20 protein-coding genes are annotated in these 17,006 nt (G+C 48.6%); 19 read left to right on the top strand and 1 reads right to left on the bottom strand.

The window, feature by feature from the left end:
• From radC to GBC03_24365, 18 genes are all read left to right on the top strand, one after another.
• Positions 1 to 543 carry a DNA repair protein RadC gene (gene radC, locus GBC03_24450; protein QFS73130.1) on the top strand — a complete coding sequence of 181 codons (543 nt, stop codon included), beginning with the start codon at positions 1 to 3 and terminating at the stop codon, positions 541 to 543.
• Positions 540 to 761 (top strand): DUF987 family protein, encoded by a 222-nt coding sequence (locus GBC03_24445; GenBank protein ID QFS73129.1) that lies wholly within the window; start codon positions 540 to 542, stop codon positions 759 to 761. Before radC ends, GBC03_24445 begins: the two co-directional genes overlap by 4 nt.
• A 25-nt stretch (positions 762 to 786) precedes the next feature.
• Entirely contained in the window at positions 787 to 1,143 is a 357-nt protein-coding gene (locus GBC03_24440; protein QFS73128.1) for a type IV toxin-antitoxin system YeeU family antitoxin, read from the top strand.
• 20 nt (positions 1,144 to 1,163) lie between these two features.
• Positions 1,164 to 1,532, top strand: a complete 369-nt coding sequence (locus tag GBC03_24435) for a toxin (protein QFS73127.1) — start codon at positions 1,164 to 1,166, stop codon at positions 1,530 to 1,532.
• A complete protein-coding gene (locus GBC03_24430) occupies positions 1,529 to 1,792 on the top strand; it encodes a hypothetical protein (protein ID QFS73126.1) in 264 nt (87 codons plus the stop codon). Before GBC03_24435 ends, GBC03_24430 begins: the two co-directional genes overlap by 4 nt.
• Before the next feature lie 605 nt (positions 1,793 to 2,397).
• On the top strand, positions 2,398 to 3,129 hold the full coding sequence (locus GBC03_24425) for a UTRA domain-containing protein (GenBank protein QFS74119.1): 732 nt from the start codon (positions 2,398 to 2,400) through the stop codon (positions 3,127 to 3,129).
• Positions 3,126 to 3,563, top strand: a complete 438-nt coding sequence (locus tag GBC03_24420; GenBank protein ID QFS73125.1) for a PTS fructose transporter subunit IIA — start codon at positions 3,126 to 3,128, stop codon at positions 3,561 to 3,563. The genes GBC03_24425 and GBC03_24420 overlap by 4 nt, the downstream gene beginning before the upstream one ends.
• A 3-nt stretch (positions 3,564 to 3,566) precedes the next feature.
• Positions 3,567 to 4,349, top strand: a complete 783-nt coding sequence (locus GBC03_24415; protein ID QFS73124.1) for a PTS sorbose transporter subunit IIC — start codon at positions 3,567 to 3,569, stop codon at positions 4,347 to 4,349.
• Positions 4,342 to 5,121, top strand: a complete 780-nt coding sequence (locus tag GBC03_24410) for a PTS fructose transporter subunit IID (protein ID QFS73123.1) — start codon at positions 4,342 to 4,344, stop codon at positions 5,119 to 5,121. The genes GBC03_24415 and GBC03_24410 overlap by 8 nt, the downstream gene beginning before the upstream one ends.
• A gap of 27 nt (positions 5,122 to 5,148) precedes the next feature.
• Positions 5,149 to 5,640 carry a PTS mannose/fructose/sorbose transporter subunit IIB gene (locus GBC03_24405; GenBank protein QFS73122.1) on the top strand — a complete coding sequence of 164 codons (492 nt, stop codon included), beginning with the start codon at positions 5,149 to 5,151 and terminating at the stop codon, positions 5,638 to 5,640.
• 3 nt (positions 5,641 to 5,643) lie between these two features.
• The gene (locus GBC03_24400) at positions 5,644 to 6,348 is read left to right on the top strand and encodes a sugar isomerase domain-containing protein (GenBank protein QFS73121.1); all 705 of its coding nucleotides are present in this window, start codon (positions 5,644 to 5,646) and stop codon (positions 6,346 to 6,348) included.
• 9 nt (positions 6,349 to 6,357) lie between these two features.
• Positions 6,358 to 7,524: a glucuronyl hydrolase gene (locus GBC03_24395; GenBank protein QFS73120.1), complete on the top strand. Its 1,167-nt coding sequence runs from the start codon at positions 6,358 to 6,360 to the stop codon at positions 7,522 to 7,524.
• Positions 7,521 to 8,279 carry a sugar isomerase domain-containing protein gene (locus GBC03_24390; GenBank protein ID QFS73119.1) on the top strand — a complete coding sequence of 253 codons (759 nt, stop codon included), beginning with the start codon at positions 7,521 to 7,523 and terminating at the stop codon, positions 8,277 to 8,279. Before GBC03_24395 ends, GBC03_24390 begins: the two co-directional genes overlap by 4 nt.
• Positions 8,280 to 8,328: 49 nt before the next feature.
• Entirely contained in the window at positions 8,329 to 9,741 is a 1,413-nt protein-coding gene (locus GBC03_24385) for an outer membrane porin, OprD family (protein ID QFS73118.1), read from the top strand.
• A 237-nt stretch (positions 9,742 to 9,978) separates the two neighbouring features.
• A complete protein-coding gene (locus GBC03_24380; protein QFS73117.1) occupies positions 9,979 to 10,875 on the top strand; it encodes an AraC family transcriptional regulator in 897 nt (298 codons plus the stop codon).
• Between the two features lie 271 nt (positions 10,876 to 11,146).
• Positions 11,147 to 12,451 (top strand): MFS transporter, encoded by a 1,305-nt coding sequence (locus GBC03_24375; protein QFS73116.1) that lies wholly within the window; start codon positions 11,147 to 11,149, stop codon positions 12,449 to 12,451.
• Between the two features lie 61 nt (positions 12,452 to 12,512).
• A complete protein-coding gene (locus GBC03_24370) occupies positions 12,513 to 14,108 on the top strand; it encodes a family 43 glycosylhydrolase (GenBank protein QFS73115.1) in 1,596 nt (531 codons plus the stop codon).
• A gap of 189 nt (positions 14,109 to 14,297) precedes the next feature.
• Positions 14,298 to 15,191: a PHP domain-containing protein gene (locus GBC03_24365; GenBank protein ID QFS74118.1), complete on the top strand. Its 894-nt coding sequence runs from the start codon at positions 14,298 to 14,300 to the stop codon at positions 15,189 to 15,191.
• Positions 15,192 to 15,284: 93 nt separating this feature from the next.
• Here the strand turns inward: GBC03_24365 and GBC03_24360 are convergent, their stop codons facing one another.
• The gene (locus tag GBC03_24360; protein ID QFS74117.1) at positions 15,285 to 15,599 is read right to left on the bottom strand and encodes a PTS cellobiose transporter subunit IIB; all 315 of its coding nucleotides are present in this window, start codon (positions 15,597 to 15,599) and stop codon (positions 15,285 to 15,287) included.
• Positions 15,600 to 15,939: 340 nt separating this feature from the next.
• On the opposite strand from GBC03_24360, the gene GBC03_24355 reads away from it, so the two are divergent.
• Positions 15,940 to 16,995, top strand: coding sequence for an alcohol dehydrogenase catalytic domain-containing protein (locus GBC03_24355; GenBank protein QFS73114.1), 1,056 nt, complete (start codon positions 15,940 to 15,942; stop codon positions 16,993 to 16,995).
• The last annotated feature ends 11 nt before the right edge of the window (positions 16,996 to 17,006 follow it).

The raw sequence follows: 17,006 nt of genomic DNA, 5'->3' as shown, positions 1-17,006 counted from the left end.
ATGAATACCGCATTATCCCCGGTGTCATCGCAGCCTGAACTCTTTCCGCTGACGGTTATAGCCCAGCATGGTTGCCTGCTCCCAGCGACTTCCGGATTGACACCCTATGCCCAACGGACCATTCGCCGCGCTATCAACCTGCTGGATAAATATCTGCACCAGCCCGGCATATCTTTTACCTCAAGCACTGCAGCACGTGACTGGCTTCGGTTACAGCTGGCAGGACAAGAACGGGAAGTGTTTATGGTTCTCTATCTCGATAATCAGCATCGTTTACTGGAGAGCGAAATGCTATTTGCTGGTTCGATCAACCATGTCCAGGTCCATCCCCGTGAGGTAGTGAAGTCAGCGCTTCGCTTCAATGCTGCAGCTGTCGTACTGGCGCATAACCATCCATCCGGCGATCCGGAGCCTAGCAAAGCCGATCGCCATATGACTGACAAACTGAAGGAGGTGCTGGGATTGGTTGATGTGAAAACGCTCGATCATCTGGTTGTCGGTCAGGATGGCATTGTGTCGTTTGCGGAGCGAGGCTGGATATGAAAATCATCAGTAAGCGCCAGGCCATGGCTCTATATCGGCAACATCCTGGCTCCCGACTGTTTCGCTTCTGTACCGGTAAATATAAATGGTCTGGCAGTATCTGCCATTATGCTGGCCGGGAAGTTCAGGACATACGCGGCGTTCTGGCCGTGTTTGCTGAGCGCCGTCATGATCGCAATGGTCCCTATGTCATTCTTCGAAGCGTCACTCTCAATTAATCCTTCCCTTTAATCAGGAACAATAATGAGCATTCACTCAGACTCCGGTACCAAGCCGGAGAATCCAGCCAGCCAGCCGTGGGGACTTAAACGCGCTATTACACCCTGTTTTGGAGCTCGTCTGGTACAGGAAGGCAGCCGGGTGCATTTTCTCGCTGACCGCGCCGGGTTTAATGGTGCTTTCAGCGACGAGGATGCGTTGAGCCTCGACCAGGCGTTTCCATTAATACTCAAACAACTGGAACTAATGCTCATCAGTGGCGAGCTCAATCCCCGCTATCAACACAGCGTCATGCTTTACCACAACGGACTCACCTGCGAAGCCGATACGCTTGGTAGTTGTGGCTACGTATACATCGCCGTTTATCCCACTCAACGTTAATTATTTTCACGAGAGAAAAAATGAAATTTCTACCTGCAACAAATATGCGGGCGGCGAAGCCATGCCTGACGCCCGTGACTATCTGGCAAATGTTACTTACTCGTCTGCTTGAACAGCACTATGGTCTGATGCTAAGCGACACACCTTTTAATGATGAAACCGTTATAAAGGAGCATATCGATGCCGGTATCACTCTGGCTAATGCCGTTAACTTTCTGGTAGAGAAATATGAGTTAGTTCGTATCGATCGCAATGGATTTACCTCTCAGGTACAAGCACCATATTTGACTGCGACAGACATTCTTCAAGCCAGGAAAGCGTGCGGGCTGATGAGCCGGTGTTCTTACAGGGAGGTAAGTAATATTGTTCTTAGCCGATCACGGTTGTGAGGGGATGGAAATCTGCAAAGGTTTCCACGATACGTGAAGAATTTGATGAGATTAACGACTCGATGAAAGTCTCATCGAGTCGCATGAAAAACAAGGTGGGGGCACAAAAGGGGGCATTTATAAAGATGAAACAAGAAAATATATATATTTATCAAAGAGAATATGCGGTGTGTTATGTTCCTATTATCCCATCAAATCAAGCAGTTAATCTCTGGTTTACCTATTGTCACACCAAGAGAATGTTCCCATGTAACTGCTGATGTAAGTAAGTTTCCTCAACAAAGATCAACTTACTCCTCTGCCAAAATCCCCGGATAGAGCTTCGTCCACGATACTGCATCAAGTTGCAGGTTTAGTTGTCCATTTTCTCCAGGCTCGCTTTTTCACCACAGTGCATGGCCAGGTGCATATTTTACTGCATCATTGACGGCTTTCATCCGTATTTTGTGCAAAACAGGTGTCACAGAGCAGCAATAACGCCATACAGATTAACTTTTTCATGCTTATCCCTGTTACGTTTTTGGTCCAGTAACCGTGGCGGATAAAGGAGTGGTGAGTTCACACAACCCAAACGGGGTCATTTGCTGGACTTATCGTACTGCCTGACAGCATAAAAATGGAGCATGGGCCTGGTTAAAATAACGCGCTGTTTTATAGATGCGTGCCACAGGTTGAGACGATTCTCAGGGAAGGTACAAGGCGCTGTGTTTTGAAACGCAGCGCTGAATTGCGAAGTCCATCACAATCCTGAACACAACTTAACAGGTTAACCGGTTAAGTTGCTTTGAGCAGTTGATCGCGTAATCAGGTGCAGGTATCGTAAGCCTACGAAATAAAATTAATGACAACAGAAACTGGCCAAACGATGAAAGCAACAGTACAGTCAGCGAAATATCAGGTGATAAAGTCGGCATTGTTAGATGAAATCAGGAATGGCGTTTTTAAACCTGGCGAGAAATTCTATAGCGAATCAGAATTAAAAGAGCGCTACTCTGTCAGTTCTGCCACTGTAATTCGTGCTATTCACGAAATGGTCAATGAAGGTTATTTAATTCGCTATCAGGGTAAAGGGACTTTTGTTTCAAAAGCCAAGCGCAATGAGACGATTATTTTCTCAGAATCAGATAATGATTTAAAAGGGATACAGTCGGTTAAAGTCATTGACTGTGTTCTGGAAGATGACCCAAGCATTAAAGAAAAACTCGGATTGGGCCAGGAAGAAAGATATTACCGTATTGCCCGGTTGAAATTTGACAGTAACATACCTTATGCGTTGCAAATTTCCCATATACCGGCCCGCTATTTTTCCAGTAAGTTGACAGTGAAAAATTCGGCACTCAGTTCTATCTATGAGGCCTTTAAGGTTAACAATGGTCTTGATATGTATACGATGCCCTATCGACAGACGATCTGCGCTCCGAGTGTGGCCGCGCCAGAGGTGCTGGAGGCTCTTAAGCTTGGAACTCATCAGCCCGTTATCTTGATGAAGCGCTTTACCTTTGATGAGCAAGGTCTGGTCATTGAATATATTGAAACCTGGAAACGACTCGAGTCATTTTATATTGAAATAAGAACGCCAGATAAGGGAGCAGGATGAATCAACTATTATTAATCTCTCATGGGAGATTCGCCAGCGGTGCCAGACAAGCCACTGAATTGATTCTCGGAGTGCAGCCTAACCTCCATGTTGTTGAGTTAGAGGGTGAGAAAGGGATAACGATATTTAAACAGGAGCTTTTCGATAAAATAGCCTCGCTCAACGCAATAGACTCAAAAATTATTATTCTCTCTGATTTAAAAAGTGGCTCACCGTATAACTCGGTGATGGAAATTATTGTCCGTAACGACCTCTGGGATAACGTTACTCTATTGTCAGGGATGAATTTAAATTTAATTCTTGAAATAGCAATGACCATCGATGAACAACATAATTCAGCCTCGCTGAATGAAATAATAACCACGGCGCGTGATGGTATTTACCATTTACAGCAAGCGGCGCTTACCGCGCCAACAGACGATGGAGACGAGTAAAAAATGGAGCATATTGCAGTCTGGCAGATAGCGTTACTGACGCTCTATTCAGGGCTGGCGATTTACGATGGCAATAACACCACGCTAGGGTTAGTCAAACCAAGCATGGCCGGTTTTTTTGCCGGGCTCATTATGGGCGATATGACCACAGGTCTTATCGTCGGCGGCACCCTGAATCTGCTGGTACTGGGCGTCGGTAACTTCGGCGGCGCATCCATCCCGGACTACATGACCGGCGCGGTGCTGGGTACCACTTTCGCCATCATTAGCGGCCAGGGGGCGGCGTTTGGCGCCACCATCGCGGTGCCAATTGGCCTCTTAATGGTGCAGTTGGATATTCTCGCCCGCTTCACTAACACCTTTATTCACCATAAGGCAGATGCGCTGATTGAGGCAGGGCAGGTGAAGGCGGCGGCAAGAATGAACCTGCTGGGCCAGGTGCCGATTTCGCTGTCTCGTATGCTGCCGGTGCTGCTGGCGCTGATCCTCGGGGCCACCTTCGTTAATGACGTGGTGACCTGGATCCCGGAATCCATTATGAACGGTTTGAAAGTGGCTGGCGGAGTACTGCCTGCACTGGGGATCGCCATCCTGCTGCGTTATTTACCGATTAAAAAGAACATCTCTTTCCTGATTCTGGGCTTCTTTTTGGCGGCCTATCTGAAAGTGCCGGTATTGGGTGCCGCGCTACTGGGTCTGGCGATTGCGCTCTATGTCTTCAATTCAGAAAAGCAGGCTGCGCAACCTACCGAATCCCCTGCAAATGGAGCAATGGGTGATGAATAAAGTCTTAAAACGCGTGTTCTGGCGCTGGTTCTTGTTCGGTCAGTCTGGCTGGAACTACGAAAAAATGCAGGGCCTGGGCTATCTGTATAGCATCTACCCGTTCCTTGAGAAGAAGTATACAAAGCCTGAAGAGCAGAAAGAGGCCGCTAGGGTACATAGCCAGTTCTTTAATACCAATAACACCATGGCGCCGGGGATCCTCGGGGTGAATATCGCGCTGGAAGAACAGACCGGGCTCGCGGGTAAAGATGCGGTTGCCGGGATTAAAACTGGCCTGATGGGGCCGCTGGCGGGCATCGGCGACACGCTGTTCTTTGTCATTCCGACCACGATCATTGGCTCTGTGGCCTCTTACCTCGCGCTGCAAGGCAATCCGGTAGGACTTATCCTCTGGCTGCTGTTTTCTCTGGTCCGCATGCTGTTTATGCGCTTTAGCATCAGCAAAGGGTATCAGGAAGGGGTAAACCTGCTGGGGTCGCTGACCAACAGCCTCAACAAAATTACCCGCGCCGCTAATATTCTTGGGCTGACGGTCATCGGGGCGTTGATTCCCGCGGTAGTGAAGGCAAATCTCAATTTCGAATTCAGCTATGGCGAGGTGTCGCTCAAGTTACAGGATATTGCCAACCAGATTATGCCGGGGCTTATCCCCCTGCTGGTCGTGGCATTCACCTACTGGCTGCTGGGGCTAAAAAAGATGAACTCAACGCGGGTCATTTTTGTGCTGATCGCGTTAGGCATCGTTGGCTACAACCTGAATATTCTCGGTTAAGTAACACATTGATTTAAGGAAGTTATTATGAAAGGCATTGTTCACATCCGCGTCGATGACCGACTGATTCACGGCCAGGTGGCTACCCGTTGGGTAAGCCATTTCAACGCCAACCGCATTATGGTGATCGACGATGCCGTGGCCGCGAATGACGTTGAGAAAATGCTGCTTCGTAGCGCCGCGCCGGAAGGCTGTAACACCTCCATTCTTTCTTTTGAGAAAGCCAGCGCAAATATCCTCGCCGGTAACTATGACGGCCAGCGTGTGCTGGTACTGCTGAAAACACCAGAGCTGGCGCTAAAGCTGGTGAACTGTGGCATCGCGGTCACCCAACTCAACATCGGTAATATGTCGAACAAAGACGATCGCCGACAGATTAAGCGCTCGGTCAGCGTCAATGATGTTGAGATTGCCGCCATCAATACCCTGTTGGCAAAAGGTGTGGCGGTTACGGCGCAGATGACGCCGGAAGAGTCGAATACCAGTATCACCGAGTTTTTAAAAGCCGATAAGGGATAAGGAATGTCGCCACATCAGCAGCAGTATTATCAGCACGTGTTAGCGACTCTGGACCAGGTATTTCAGACCCAGAGTACCGCTATTGAGGAGGCCGCGGCGTTATTCGCCGGGTGCGTCAAAGCCAATGGCATTATTCACGGTTTTGGCTCCGGCCACTCGTTTGCCGCTGCAGTCGAACTTGCCGGTCGCGCTGGCGGTCTGGTTAACACCAAAGCTATCGACCAGTTCTATGGCCCAACCGGCTGGTTCGATTCGCTTAAGGGGATTGGCGATGTTTTCTCCGGGTTACTGGATCTGCGTGAGTCAGACTGCTTTGTGATTATCTCCAACTCCGGCACCAAGCCGCTGCACGTTGAACTGGCGCGCAAGGTGAAAGAGCAGGGACTGAAGCTGGTGGTTATCACCAGCAACAACGGTGAATCGCCGTCAACCCGCGAAAGCATTCGTGACTTTGCCGATGTTGTGCTCGATAACGCCTGCCCGGCGGGTGACTGCACGCTGAGCATGAATAACGACAATATTATGACTGGTCCGGTGTCATCGCTATCTGCGGCCTTCATCATTAATAACGTGGTGATCCGCTGCATCGAAATACTGCTGGAGCAGGGCATTGCACCGCCGGTGATGCGCAGCATCAATCTGCCGGGCGGCAAAGAATACAACGATTCACTGATGCGCCAGTACAAAGAGCGCGTGTTTACGCTCTAGGAGGAAATCATGAAAGACACTCTATCGACGCGCAGCGCATCGCTATCCTTTCCTGCCCTTACTCTCGACGCCTGTCGCGACGAACTGATAGTGTGCGCGCATCGCATTACGCGCAATATCGCGGTATATGGCGAGAAGTTCCCCTCCGCCTGCACCCAGAATAACCGCTATGTGCTGAAAGAGAACAACGACTGGACCAACGGTTTCTGGACCGGAATGCAGGCTATCGCCTGGGAGTTCAGCGGTGAAACGGCGAATCTTGAGGGCGTTGAACGTAACGTGGCGAGTTTCAAGGCGCGTCTGGCGGCGCACCATGTTCTGGATCACCACGATATCGGCTTCCTCTACAGCCTGTCAGCGGTTGCCTACTGGAAGCTGACGACGCGCGACGAGTTAACGCCGCTTATCCTGGCAGCAGCAGACCTGCTGGTGAACCGTTTTCACGATAGCGCGGGTTTTATTCAAGCCTGGGGGACGCTTAACGATCCGCAGGAGTATCGCCTTATCATCGATTCCCTGATTAATCTCCCCTTGCTGCACGTGGCGGCGCGGATCAGCGGTGAGTCACGTTACCGTGAGGTAGCGGAGCGCCACTATGCGGCGGTTATCAATAATATCTTTCGCGAAGACGGCTCCACCTTCCATACCTTCTATTTTGATCCGAAGAGCGGAGCCCCTTCGCACGGGAAAACCTTCCAGGGCTATAGCGATCACTCCTGCTGGGCGCGCGGTCAGGCGTGGGCAATCCTCGGGATCCCTCTTCACTGGTCAGCAACCGGAGAAACCGACCACTATGCGCTGTGGCAGCAGGCCTGCGACTACTTCTTCCGCCATCTACCCGAAGACGGCGTTCCCGCCTGGGATTTACTGCTCGCCGGGGATCCGGATGCGCCAAAAGACAGTTCGGCGCTGGCGATCGCCATCTGCGGCCTGCTGGAAGCGCACAAACACTTCCCGGATGCTGGCTACGAGAAACTGGCGCGTCAATTGTTACAGGCACTCATGACTGGTGCTTCTGCTCAGGGTGATGACGCCTGCGAAGGATTACTCAAACACGGTGTTTACGCGTATGCCCTCGGTAAAGGCATTGATGAATGTACTCTCTGGGGAGATTACTTTTATATGGAAGCGTTATACCGAATCTACCAACCGCAATGGTCAGGATACTGGTTATGACAATGATTGATAGTTATCTGGATATTGTCCAAAAAAAACTTAATAACATCGCCCAACAGCAAAGCCATAAAATCACCGTCGCCGCCGAAAAACTGGCAAAGGTAATTAACCAAGGCGGCGTGATTTATATTTTCGGGTGTGGTCACTCCCATATATTTGCTGAGGATGTATTTTATCGCGCCGGTGGTATTGCCCCCGTCCGCCCTATATTTATCGAGCCATTAATGTTGCATGAGGGCGCGGCGGCTTCATCGTATTATGAAAAACAGAATGACTATATTGCCGAGTATCTTGAAAAATATGACCTGACGGATAAAGACGCATTAATTATTATCTCTACGTCCGGGATTAATCCAGCCCCGGTAGATGCGGCGCTTTGGGCGAAACAGTGTGGTGCATTTACCTTGGCGCTGACCAGTTTCCTGTATGCTGAAACCCAGCCGTCGAAGCACAAAGCCGGCCTTAAACTGCGGGATTGCGTAGAGATGGCAATAGACAACGAGGTGCCGATTGGGGACGCGGTGCTGTCGATCCCCGGTCACGCAACACCGTTTGCGCCGGTGTCGTCAATGACTGGACTCTTTATTATGCACACCCTGTTTGCCGAAGTTATCGCGAACCTTGGGCGCGAAGAAAAATGTCTACCGGTATTTTTAAGCGGGAATATTGCTAACGCTGCTCAGCATAATGAAAGACTGCTGGAGAAATACGGCACACAAATTCCGGAACTCACGAATAATAATGATTTTAAATAAGTAGTACATCCCTCACCCTACAAAATAGAGTTTAATAAGGTATATAATAATGACAAGTCATAAACTCAGAATATCTCTGTGTGCACCGCTGTTGCTTTTTATTACCCCCCATGCCTTTGCGGAAGAGGAAACCGATTATGAAGCGCCTTCTCAGTTTGAGAAAGCGTTTTATGATGAAGGCAAATTAAACCTCAATACCTCGTTATATATTCGTCACCGTGCAGTGAAAAACCCGAATTCCGGGAAATACGGACTCGGTCCGGCCGGGATCCAAAACCAGACCGGGAACGTTGCGATTAGCTACATTTCTGGCTATTACAAGGATGTGATTGGTTTTGACTTCTGGGGCAATGCCAACATCAAACTCGGACATACCGTCGGACAGTCTGAAATTCTCTATTACGATTATGAATGCGGCCAGACAGGTGAGTTCAGCCCGTGTGAAAAGTCCTACATGAGCGTGTCGGTTGCGGCGCTGAAGCTGAATCTTGGCGAGGAAGGCACAAACTTTAAGCTGGCGGCGGGCTATACCCCTATCAATTCCGGTACCGTCAAAAGCAGTTGGGGACTTAACCCTCACGCGTTCCGTGGCTTTGACAGTGCCTTAACCCTCGACAAGCTGAAACTGACCTATGCCTGGGCTGACCGCTTCAAGAACGACTGGAGTCGTAATTTTAAACCGATGACCACGACCTGGCACCAGAATAACGCCGATGGTCTTAATGACAACGGCACTACCATCAAGGCCGGTAAGATCATCGATTACATTCATACGGTGGGAGTGGTCTACAACTTCAGCAATACCGTTCTCGATGTGGGATATGGTGAAGGTAAAGACTATCGCCGCAACTGGCAGGCGCTGGTTGAACGTAACGACACCCTGGCGGAAGACGTCTCACTACAAAGTAAGCTCTTCTACCAGGGGGCGCGCTATATCGAAGAGTTGTCGAAGATTAAGGATCCTTCGACGGAATACTACGTAGGGATTGGTTTTAACCTGAGCCACAACAACACCGTATGGTCTCTCGGTTACAGCCAGAACTACGCGCCAAATACCGGAGATTACAACTTCCGTTTAACCCCGTGGGCGAACTCAGATAAGCGTGACTATCAGCCGACGCTGTCGCAACTTGAAGATTTCAACGTGTCGGGTGCCCGAGCGATCCGTGTGGGAGTGAGCTATAACTTCGCTGACTTTAATTTGCCGGAACTGACCCTCGGCGGTGCCGGAACCTACGGCTGGCACGTCGTCACCGATGTCAGCAAGACCGGATCGGCGAGAAAGTATGACGGGAAGATGACGTCGTTCGACCTCTCCGCACGCTATCAGGTGACCGACGGTATCGCAAAAGGGCTCTCCTTTACCCTTCTACCGGCGCTGTTCCGCGCGACGGACAGTAACTATAAAACCGACCGTAACGACGTGAAGTTTATCGTCGGTTACAGCATGAAGATATTTTGAGGTTATCCCGTCTGAATAGCTAATATCTATTATCCAGGTGACGCTCACATTGCAAGAGACAGGTCTGCGGTGTTGGCGTCACGATCGTACGGAATGCTTACAGTATGCGCGTGAAAATCTTATCGAAAAGCACCTCGTCGCCGAAGTGAATAAGGCGAGGCGCGAAATCAAAATCGGTTGTACCTAGCCTCGTTCATGTGTTATCACATCGCGAACACTTCTCTATTTTTTTTAATTATGCCAACGCCGATTAATGCCGATTATTTTTTTGAGAAATTAGAGACCAAAACAGGTCTCGATTATATCCTGCGGGCACGGGAAAAAGTGCCAGAAAAGGGGATGTACATAAAACCCCATGTCCATTTCGAACACGAAATTATGTGGTTTCGCAAAGCGAAGGGCAGTTATAGCATTGGTCGGGAGAAGTTCAGGATCGAGAATAACACCTTGATTTATGTAAGCCCGTTGGTCCTGCATGACATGGAGCTGGAATTTACAGGTGACCATGAGCGTTATATCTTACAGTACGATCGGGCGATGCTCAGTAATCTAAAATATCCCCTCCCGGTGCTGGAACCCCATATCGGTGTTGTCACTGGTCTTAACGGAAAGGCTGCTGACAGGCTGGATTTCATTTTCAGATGGTTTTCAGACGTTAATGAAGACGAGCACACGGAAAATGAGATTAGGCCGCTGCTTATTCTCTTGTTGAATACGGTACTTCAGCACGCGATAACATCTGAGAAAATTTCATCTGAAACGGATAGTCAGTCAATATTTAGCATGATAATTAACTTTGTCATTGCGATAGAAACAGGGACATCCTTTAATATCAGTCTGAGCGAGGCGGCTGGTGCTGTTGGGCTGTCGCCTGGCCATTTCTCCAGAGTGTTTAAAAAGGTCATGCAGGTCAGTTTTAAAGAGTATTTACTGCGCAAGAAAATCGCGATGTCGGTCCAGCTGTTGCGTAATACCGACCTGAGTATCACTGACATTGCTTATAAATGTGAATTTACGGATGCCGCTTACTATTGCTATCAGTTTCGGCGATTTATCGGCGTTACGCCGAAAAAATTCAGAACCAGCAACCTCACCTCTGAGCAGCTTAAAATCAACGAAAATATCTCCATCTAGCCCCTTGTCCGTTGACGACCGGATTAACACGGCGAATGATTATCATTGATAACGATTCTTTGGCTCTGCACGCTTCTAAATAAATCATGCGACGAGTCAATCGCAGACAGTTCTTGCTGAAAATGTGATCGACACGTAGCGCCTGGCGCAAAAAAATTATATAAATGGCCAGTTTATCTACATTTTTTATCCCCTGTTGCACTTATCTTTTATATTGAGGCCGGCCCTGAATTTTTAAAATTCTTGATCCTCTCAGGTAAAAGGTATTTCTATGAATAAGTCAGGCGTCAAAGAAAAAATAGGTTACGGATTAGGCGATGGTGCGTCCAATATTATCTGGCAAACCATTATGCTGTTTATGGCCTATTTTTATACAGATATCTATGGATTAAGCGCTTTTCATATGGGGACAATGTTTCTCGTTGTCCGGGCTTTTGATGCCGTTGCTGATGTTTATATTGGTTATCTTGCCGATCATACCAAAACAAAGTATGGTCAGTTCAGACCTTACTTGCTTTGGTTTTCGCTTCCGTTCGGTATTTTTGGTGCATTGACATTTTATACGCCTGATTTTGGTGAGACGGGCAGGATTATTTATGCATATGTTTCTTATACTGCATTATCCCTTTTTTACTCTCTCGTCAATGTTCCTTACTGTGCATTAATCAACAATATTTCAAAGGATGCAAAAGAGCGTGTTTCAATGCAATCGTACCGTTTTGCCTTTGCGGCGTTAGGCGGCATTATTGTGTCGGTTGTCGCGCTACCGTTAACCAAGATACTGGGCGCAGGCGATCTACAGAAAGGTTATTTTCTTGCCATGGTCATCATGGGAGGAATGAGTACCCTCATGTTCTTTCTCTGCTTTGCGATGACCAAAGAGCACTATGTTAAAGAAGTGGATAAAAGTCATAACCTGCGGGGAATATATCAGGAGCTGCTTATTATTATTAACGATTTCAACTGGCGCTGTATCTTTTCGCTTAATATCGCCAGTCTGATTGCAGGTATTTTAAAAACGGGTGGGGCGATCTATTTTGTCAGTTACTATATGAAAAGGCCTGATTTAGTCAGCACGGTACTGGTTATTATTCTTTGCACACGGTTTGTGGGGGCCATGTCCACCACCTTACTGTATAAAAATTTTGATCGGGTACTCGCCTACAAACTGACATTAGTGATACAGGCTGTCATTCTGACCGCACTTTTTGCCGTCCCTGCGGAGTCTGTCGCGTTGATTTGCAGCGTCATCTGCCTGATCCATTTTATTGACTCAAGCTCAGCCCCTTTGCAATGGAGTCTGTTGAGCGACATTATTGATAATGTTGAAAAAAAATCAAATAATTCATTAAGTGGGCTGGTTTTTTCCACCAATCTCTTTGCCATTAAAATTGGTATTGCCGTTGGCGGAGCCATTATCGGCTGGCTGTTGACCTTTGGGGGCTATGTCGGGAACGCCGCGATGCAAACAGACCCCGCCATTATGACGGTGCGCCTCATTTTTACGATTATCCCGGCAGTTTTTGTCTTGATCATGTTTTTTATTATGCAGCGCTATCGTTCATATGATGTGTAAGCACCGTGACATCATTCAGTCAGTATAACGTAAATTCATTTTTGTCTTTCAGGACGTGTCTATGACCACAATGACCAACCCGATTATTCCAGGCTTTAATCCTGATCCTTCCATCATCAGAGTTGGCGATGCCTATTATTTAGCGACGTCAACCTTTGAATGGTTCCCCGGCGTCTGTCTGTATAAATCCTGGGATCTCAAGAACTGGCGTCTTATTTCTTATCCGTTGAATCGGAGAAGCCAGCTCGACATGATAGGTAACCCGGACTCTGGCGGAATATATGCACCCTGTTTGAGCTACGATGCTGACAGATTCTATCTTATCTACACCGACGTTAAAAATGTGAGCGGACGTTTTTGGGATACCAATAACTATATGGTGACCACTGAAGATATTGAGGGCGAGTGGTCTGAGCCAACGTATCTCAATAGCCGGGGAATTGATCCTTCTCTCTTTCATCATAGCGATGGGACCAAGTGGCTAGTGAGTATGGAAATGAGCTATATGGATGGTGGGGAGGCCGGGTTTCCCAAATGGAATGGTATTATTATTCAGCAGTATGACGAAAAGAATAATACGCTAACGGGAGAATGCCGGAAAATATACGCCGGAACCTCGCTTGGGATCACCGAAGGACCGCATCTGTATGAATATAACGGCTGGTACTATCTGCTGGTTGCGGAAGGCGGCACCTTTTATAACCATAGCGTGACCGTGGCACGTTCAAAACATCTGTTTGGCCCCTATGAAACCGATCCTATCGGTCAAATGATGACATCACGTTTCGATTGTCGCCTGCCGTTACAGCGCGTCGGACATGCCGATCTCATTGAAAACAGCCTGGGTGAATGGTTTATCGTGCATTTATGCGGTCGGCCATTACCCTCCAAAGGCCGCAGTCCGATGGGGCGTGAAACGGCGATTCAGCAGGTTTACTGGAATGACGAGGGCTGGCTGCGGTTGGCAAATAATACCGTTGCGCCTGATTTGACGGTACAAACGTCACTGAGAGAATTCCCCTGGCCTGCGCTCCCTGAAAAAGATGATTTTGATACGCCCATTCTGCCGCTTCAATATCAGTCGTTGCGCATCCCTTTAAGTGAAGAGATGTGTACGCTGAAAGAAAGAAGAGGTTGGTTACGACTGCGCGGTCGTGAATCGCTCAGTTCACATCACTATCAGAGTTTACTGGCAAGAAGACAAACCGATTTCGTCTTCACCGCACAGACCTGCGTAGATTTTCATCCACATTCATTTCAGCAAATGGCGGGATTAGTCTGTTTTTACGACACGACAAATTATATTTATTTACATATTTCCTGCAGTGAAAAGGGGGAGAGGACGGTTAATTTGATGATTAACGACCTTAACAGATTCTCACTACCGACCGGGGAAGGGATTAACATTCCCCGTGATGGCGTGGTGTATCTTAAAGTCTGTGTGAGAGACGATGCCGCCAACTTCTATTATTCGTTAGATGAGCGCACGTGGTTTCCCGTGGGTGATCATGTGGAATACAGTAAGCTCTCTGATGAGTATTTTAAAGAAAGAGGCATTGAACGCTTCACTGGGGCTTTTGTCGGGATGTGCTGCCAGGATTTCACCGGTGAGCGCATTTATGCCGATTTTGATTATTTCCTCTATTCGGCAAATTAATCATTAGCACATTGAGGGGATGAAAGTGATGATCCCCTCGGATTATCCCTCATGAGAAACGGATTAACCGGCACCGATATTTCTACGCATTATTAGATTCAGAATTATCGCGCACGCCACACTGTATTAATCTCACGTCTAATCATATAGTGCCATGCAGTACATGTTTATCAGCTTAAGGAGAAGATGATGAAACGTATCGATTTGCACATGCATTCGCAATACAGCGATGATGCGGATTTCCCCGTTAGCGACCTGCTGAGCATGGCGAAAGCGGCGAACCTGGCGGCGGTGGCAATCACCGATCACAACTCAGCGCGATCCGTTGAAGAGGCCATTCGCTATGGCAATGAAAACGGTGTTAGCGTGATGACGGGCATTGAAATTGATTGCTCGTTTGCGGGCAATAACTATCATCTGCTGGGCTACGGTTTTCGTCGTGATAGCCGGGATTTTGACGCCATCGAGCAGAATTTTCACCATCTGGAAAGTGTCGCGACGCCGCTGAAACTGGCGAAGCTTCGGGCGCTCGGGTTCCAGCTTGACGTCAATCGCCTGTATATCATGGCGGGCGATCGCGTTCCGCAGGAAGAGCAGATGGCAGAGTTGATTTTAGAGGATGCGCGCAATGCGAATCATGAGCTGCTGGTGCCGTACCGGGCCGGAAACCCTCGCAGCGACATGCCGCTGATTAATTTCTTCTGGGATTTTTTTGGCCGCGACAAACCGTGCCATGTGAAGGTTGATCTGCCACCAATGGCAGAGATGGCGTCGATCATTATCGATAACGGAGGCATTCCGGTGATTGCGCATATCGGTGCCAACGTAAAGGAAAAGCATCTGTCGGTGATTGAGCAAATGCTGCCGCTCGGTGTGCAGGGCGTGGAGGTATTCTCCAGCTATCATGATGAGGCGCTTTGTCGCGAACTTTATCAGTTCACGCTGGATAAAACGCTGTTGGCAACCAGCGGTAGCGATTTCCACGGTAAAAACAAACCCAACATCAAAATGGGCAGCAGCCAGCCATGGGCTGAAGCACTGCCGAAAACCCTTGAAATTCTTGACAAGGTGACGCTTTATTAGCGACGGACAAGCCCGGTGTTTCTCTTTTTTGATTGCCGTACTAACCGATCTCATGCATAAGAGAAGGCCGCAAAAACGCTGCGGCCCCGGGTGTCAGGCTGCCAGCTCAGGCATTTTCTCCTTCACAAAATTTAAAACTTTCTCTGCGTCCAGCGACGCATAGGGCAAACTTTCAATAATGGCGATTGGACGCGTGTTTCCGACAATGTCATAAATCTCAGAAAGCTTGTATTGAATATGCGGCGCAATGAGAAAACCGTCGAAAGCGGGAGCGACACTGGCGAAATTATCCAGTCCCACTGCGCTAATCATGAGAGGATTGCCGCTGCTTTCTGCCAGTACATGCATCTTTTTGGCAAGTGAATTTGCCGTATTCCCGAACAAACAACATATCAGAAGCTTTTTCATGTTTTTGACCTCCTGAAAACGGTTCATAGAATAGGTCTGGTCATGCTCAAAAAATGAGCGCCACATCTTATTTGCATCATAAATATATTCCAGAGTGGGCTGCGCAGCGCTGAAGTCTTTTCCACCGTCCAGGATGTGTTGACTACACTTAAGCGAGTCTGCATTCCTGACGGCTTCTGGATTCATGAATCAGGCTCATAAGGCCATGCCAGTGGATATCCTTAACGTCTCTTCGTCTTAGCGTTATTCTGCGCTAACTCATCGGCGCGTGATGAAAACGAGGCTCACGCACTGTTTCATTTCCCTTCACGCCACATGACCCATCATCCGGAGAAAATTCATGACGCTTAATGTAAAAGGTTACGCCGCGTTTGCTGCGAAAGAAGATTTAGCTCCTCATCATTTTGTTCGCCGCGATCCGCGTGACAACGATGTGGTTATCGAGATTTTGTATAGCGGTGTCTGTCACTCGGACATTCATAATGCGTTCAACGACTGGGGCGGCGCAAAATACCCGATGGTGCCGGGCCATGAGATCATTGGTCGCATTACGCATGTGGGCAAAGCCGTGACGAAATTCCGCGTCGGCGATTACGCCGGCGTGGGCTGTATGGTTGATTCCTGTCAGCATTGCAAACCTTGTGCGCAAGGGCTGGAACAGTATTGCGAAGAAGGAAGCACGCTGACCTACAACGATATTGATCGGCACGATCATATGCCGACCTACGGCGGCTATTCCGATAAGATCGTGGTGACGGAAAAGTTCGTCATCAAAATTCCCGAAACGTTGGATCTGAAAGGCGCAGCGCCGCTGCTTTGTGCCGGAATTACTACCTGGTCGCCGCTTCGCCACTGGAAGGTGGGGCCGGGCAGTCAGGTTGCGGTGGTGGGATTGGGCGGTCTGGGCCATATGGCGATTAAACTGGCGAAAGCGCTGGGGGCGGAGGTGACCTTGTTCAGCCGCTCCCCAAACAAAGAGGCGGATGCCCGTCGGCTGGGCGCTGCGCATATTGTGATTTCAACCGATGAAAAGCAAATGCAGGGCGTCTATAACCAGTTTGATTTAATTATTGATACCGTTCCGTATGTTCACGATCTTAAACCCTATATCCCTACGCTGGCGCTGAATGGCACCCTCGTACTGGTGGGGTATCTGGGTGATTTGGATCCGGTATTGAACAGTACGCCGCTGATCCTGGGTCGGAAATCGGTGGCAGGATCGGTCATCGGCGGCATTGCCGAAACGCAGGAGATGATCGATTTCTGTGCCGAGCACCAGATCACGTCGGATATTGAACTCATTGCTATCCAGGATATTAACGTCGCCTGGCAGCGAATGCTGAAGAGCGATGTGAAATATCGCTTCGTTATTGATATCGCCTCGCTGAACGCGTGACAAAAATGGCG

Source organism: Citrobacter telavivensis, from assembly GCA_009363175.1.
Lineage (GTDB): Bacteria > Pseudomonadota > Gammaproteobacteria > Enterobacterales > Enterobacteriaceae > Citrobacter_A > Citrobacter_A telavivensis.
Note: the sequence above shows the minus strand (reverse complement) of the source record. Positions and strands in the feature narration are given on the sequence as shown.

Coding starts and splice junctions, on each gene's coding strand:
- radC (QFS73130.1), top strand. CDS start 1: ATGAATACCGCATTATCCCCGGTGTCATCGCAGCCTGAACTCTTTCCG.
- GBC03_24445 (QFS73129.1), top strand. CDS start 540: ATGAAAATCATCAGTAAGCGCCAGGCCATGGCTCTATATCGGCAACAT.
- GBC03_24440 (QFS73128.1), top strand. CDS start 787: ATGAGCATTCACTCAGACTCCGGTACCAAGCCGGAGAATCCAGCCAGC.
- GBC03_24435 (QFS73127.1), top strand. CDS start 1,164: ATGAAATTTCTACCTGCAACAAATATGCGGGCGGCGAAGCCATGCCTG.
- GBC03_24425 (QFS74119.1), top strand. CDS start 2,398: ATGAAAGCAACAGTACAGTCAGCGAAATATCAGGTGATAAAGTCGGCA.
- GBC03_24420 (QFS73125.1), top strand. CDS start 3,126: ATGAATCAACTATTATTAATCTCTCATGGGAGATTCGCCAGCGGTGCC.
- GBC03_24415 (QFS73124.1), top strand. CDS start 3,567: ATGGAGCATATTGCAGTCTGGCAGATAGCGTTACTGACGCTCTATTCA.
- GBC03_24410 (QFS73123.1), top strand. CDS start 4,342: ATGAATAAAGTCTTAAAACGCGTGTTCTGGCGCTGGTTCTTGTTCGGT.
- GBC03_24405 (QFS73122.1), top strand. CDS start 5,149: ATGAAAGGCATTGTTCACATCCGCGTCGATGACCGACTGATTCACGGC.
- GBC03_24400 (QFS73121.1), top strand. CDS start 5,644: ATGTCGCCACATCAGCAGCAGTATTATCAGCACGTGTTAGCGACTCTG.
- GBC03_24395 (QFS73120.1), top strand. CDS start 6,358: ATGAAAGACACTCTATCGACGCGCAGCGCATCGCTATCCTTTCCTGCC.
- GBC03_24390 (QFS73119.1), top strand. CDS start 7,521: ATGACAATGATTGATAGTTATCTGGATATTGTCCAAAAAAAACTTAAT.
- GBC03_24385 (QFS73118.1), top strand. CDS start 8,329: ATGACAAGTCATAAACTCAGAATATCTCTGTGTGCACCGCTGTTGCTT.
- GBC03_24380 (QFS73117.1), top strand. CDS start 9,979: ATGCCAACGCCGATTAATGCCGATTATTTTTTTGAGAAATTAGAGACC.
- GBC03_24375 (QFS73116.1), top strand. CDS start 11,147: ATGAATAAGTCAGGCGTCAAAGAAAAAATAGGTTACGGATTAGGCGAT.
- GBC03_24370 (QFS73115.1), top strand. CDS start 12,513: ATGACCACAATGACCAACCCGATTATTCCAGGCTTTAATCCTGATCCT.
- GBC03_24365 (QFS74118.1), top strand. CDS start 14,298: ATGAAACGTATCGATTTGCACATGCATTCGCAATACAGCGATGATGCG.
- GBC03_24360 (QFS74117.1), bottom strand. CDS start 15,599: ATGAAAAAGCTTCTGATATGTTGTTTGTTCGGGAATACGGCAAATTCA.
- GBC03_24355 (QFS73114.1), top strand. CDS start 15,940: ATGACGCTTAATGTAAAAGGTTACGCCGCGTTTGCTGCGAAAGAAGAT.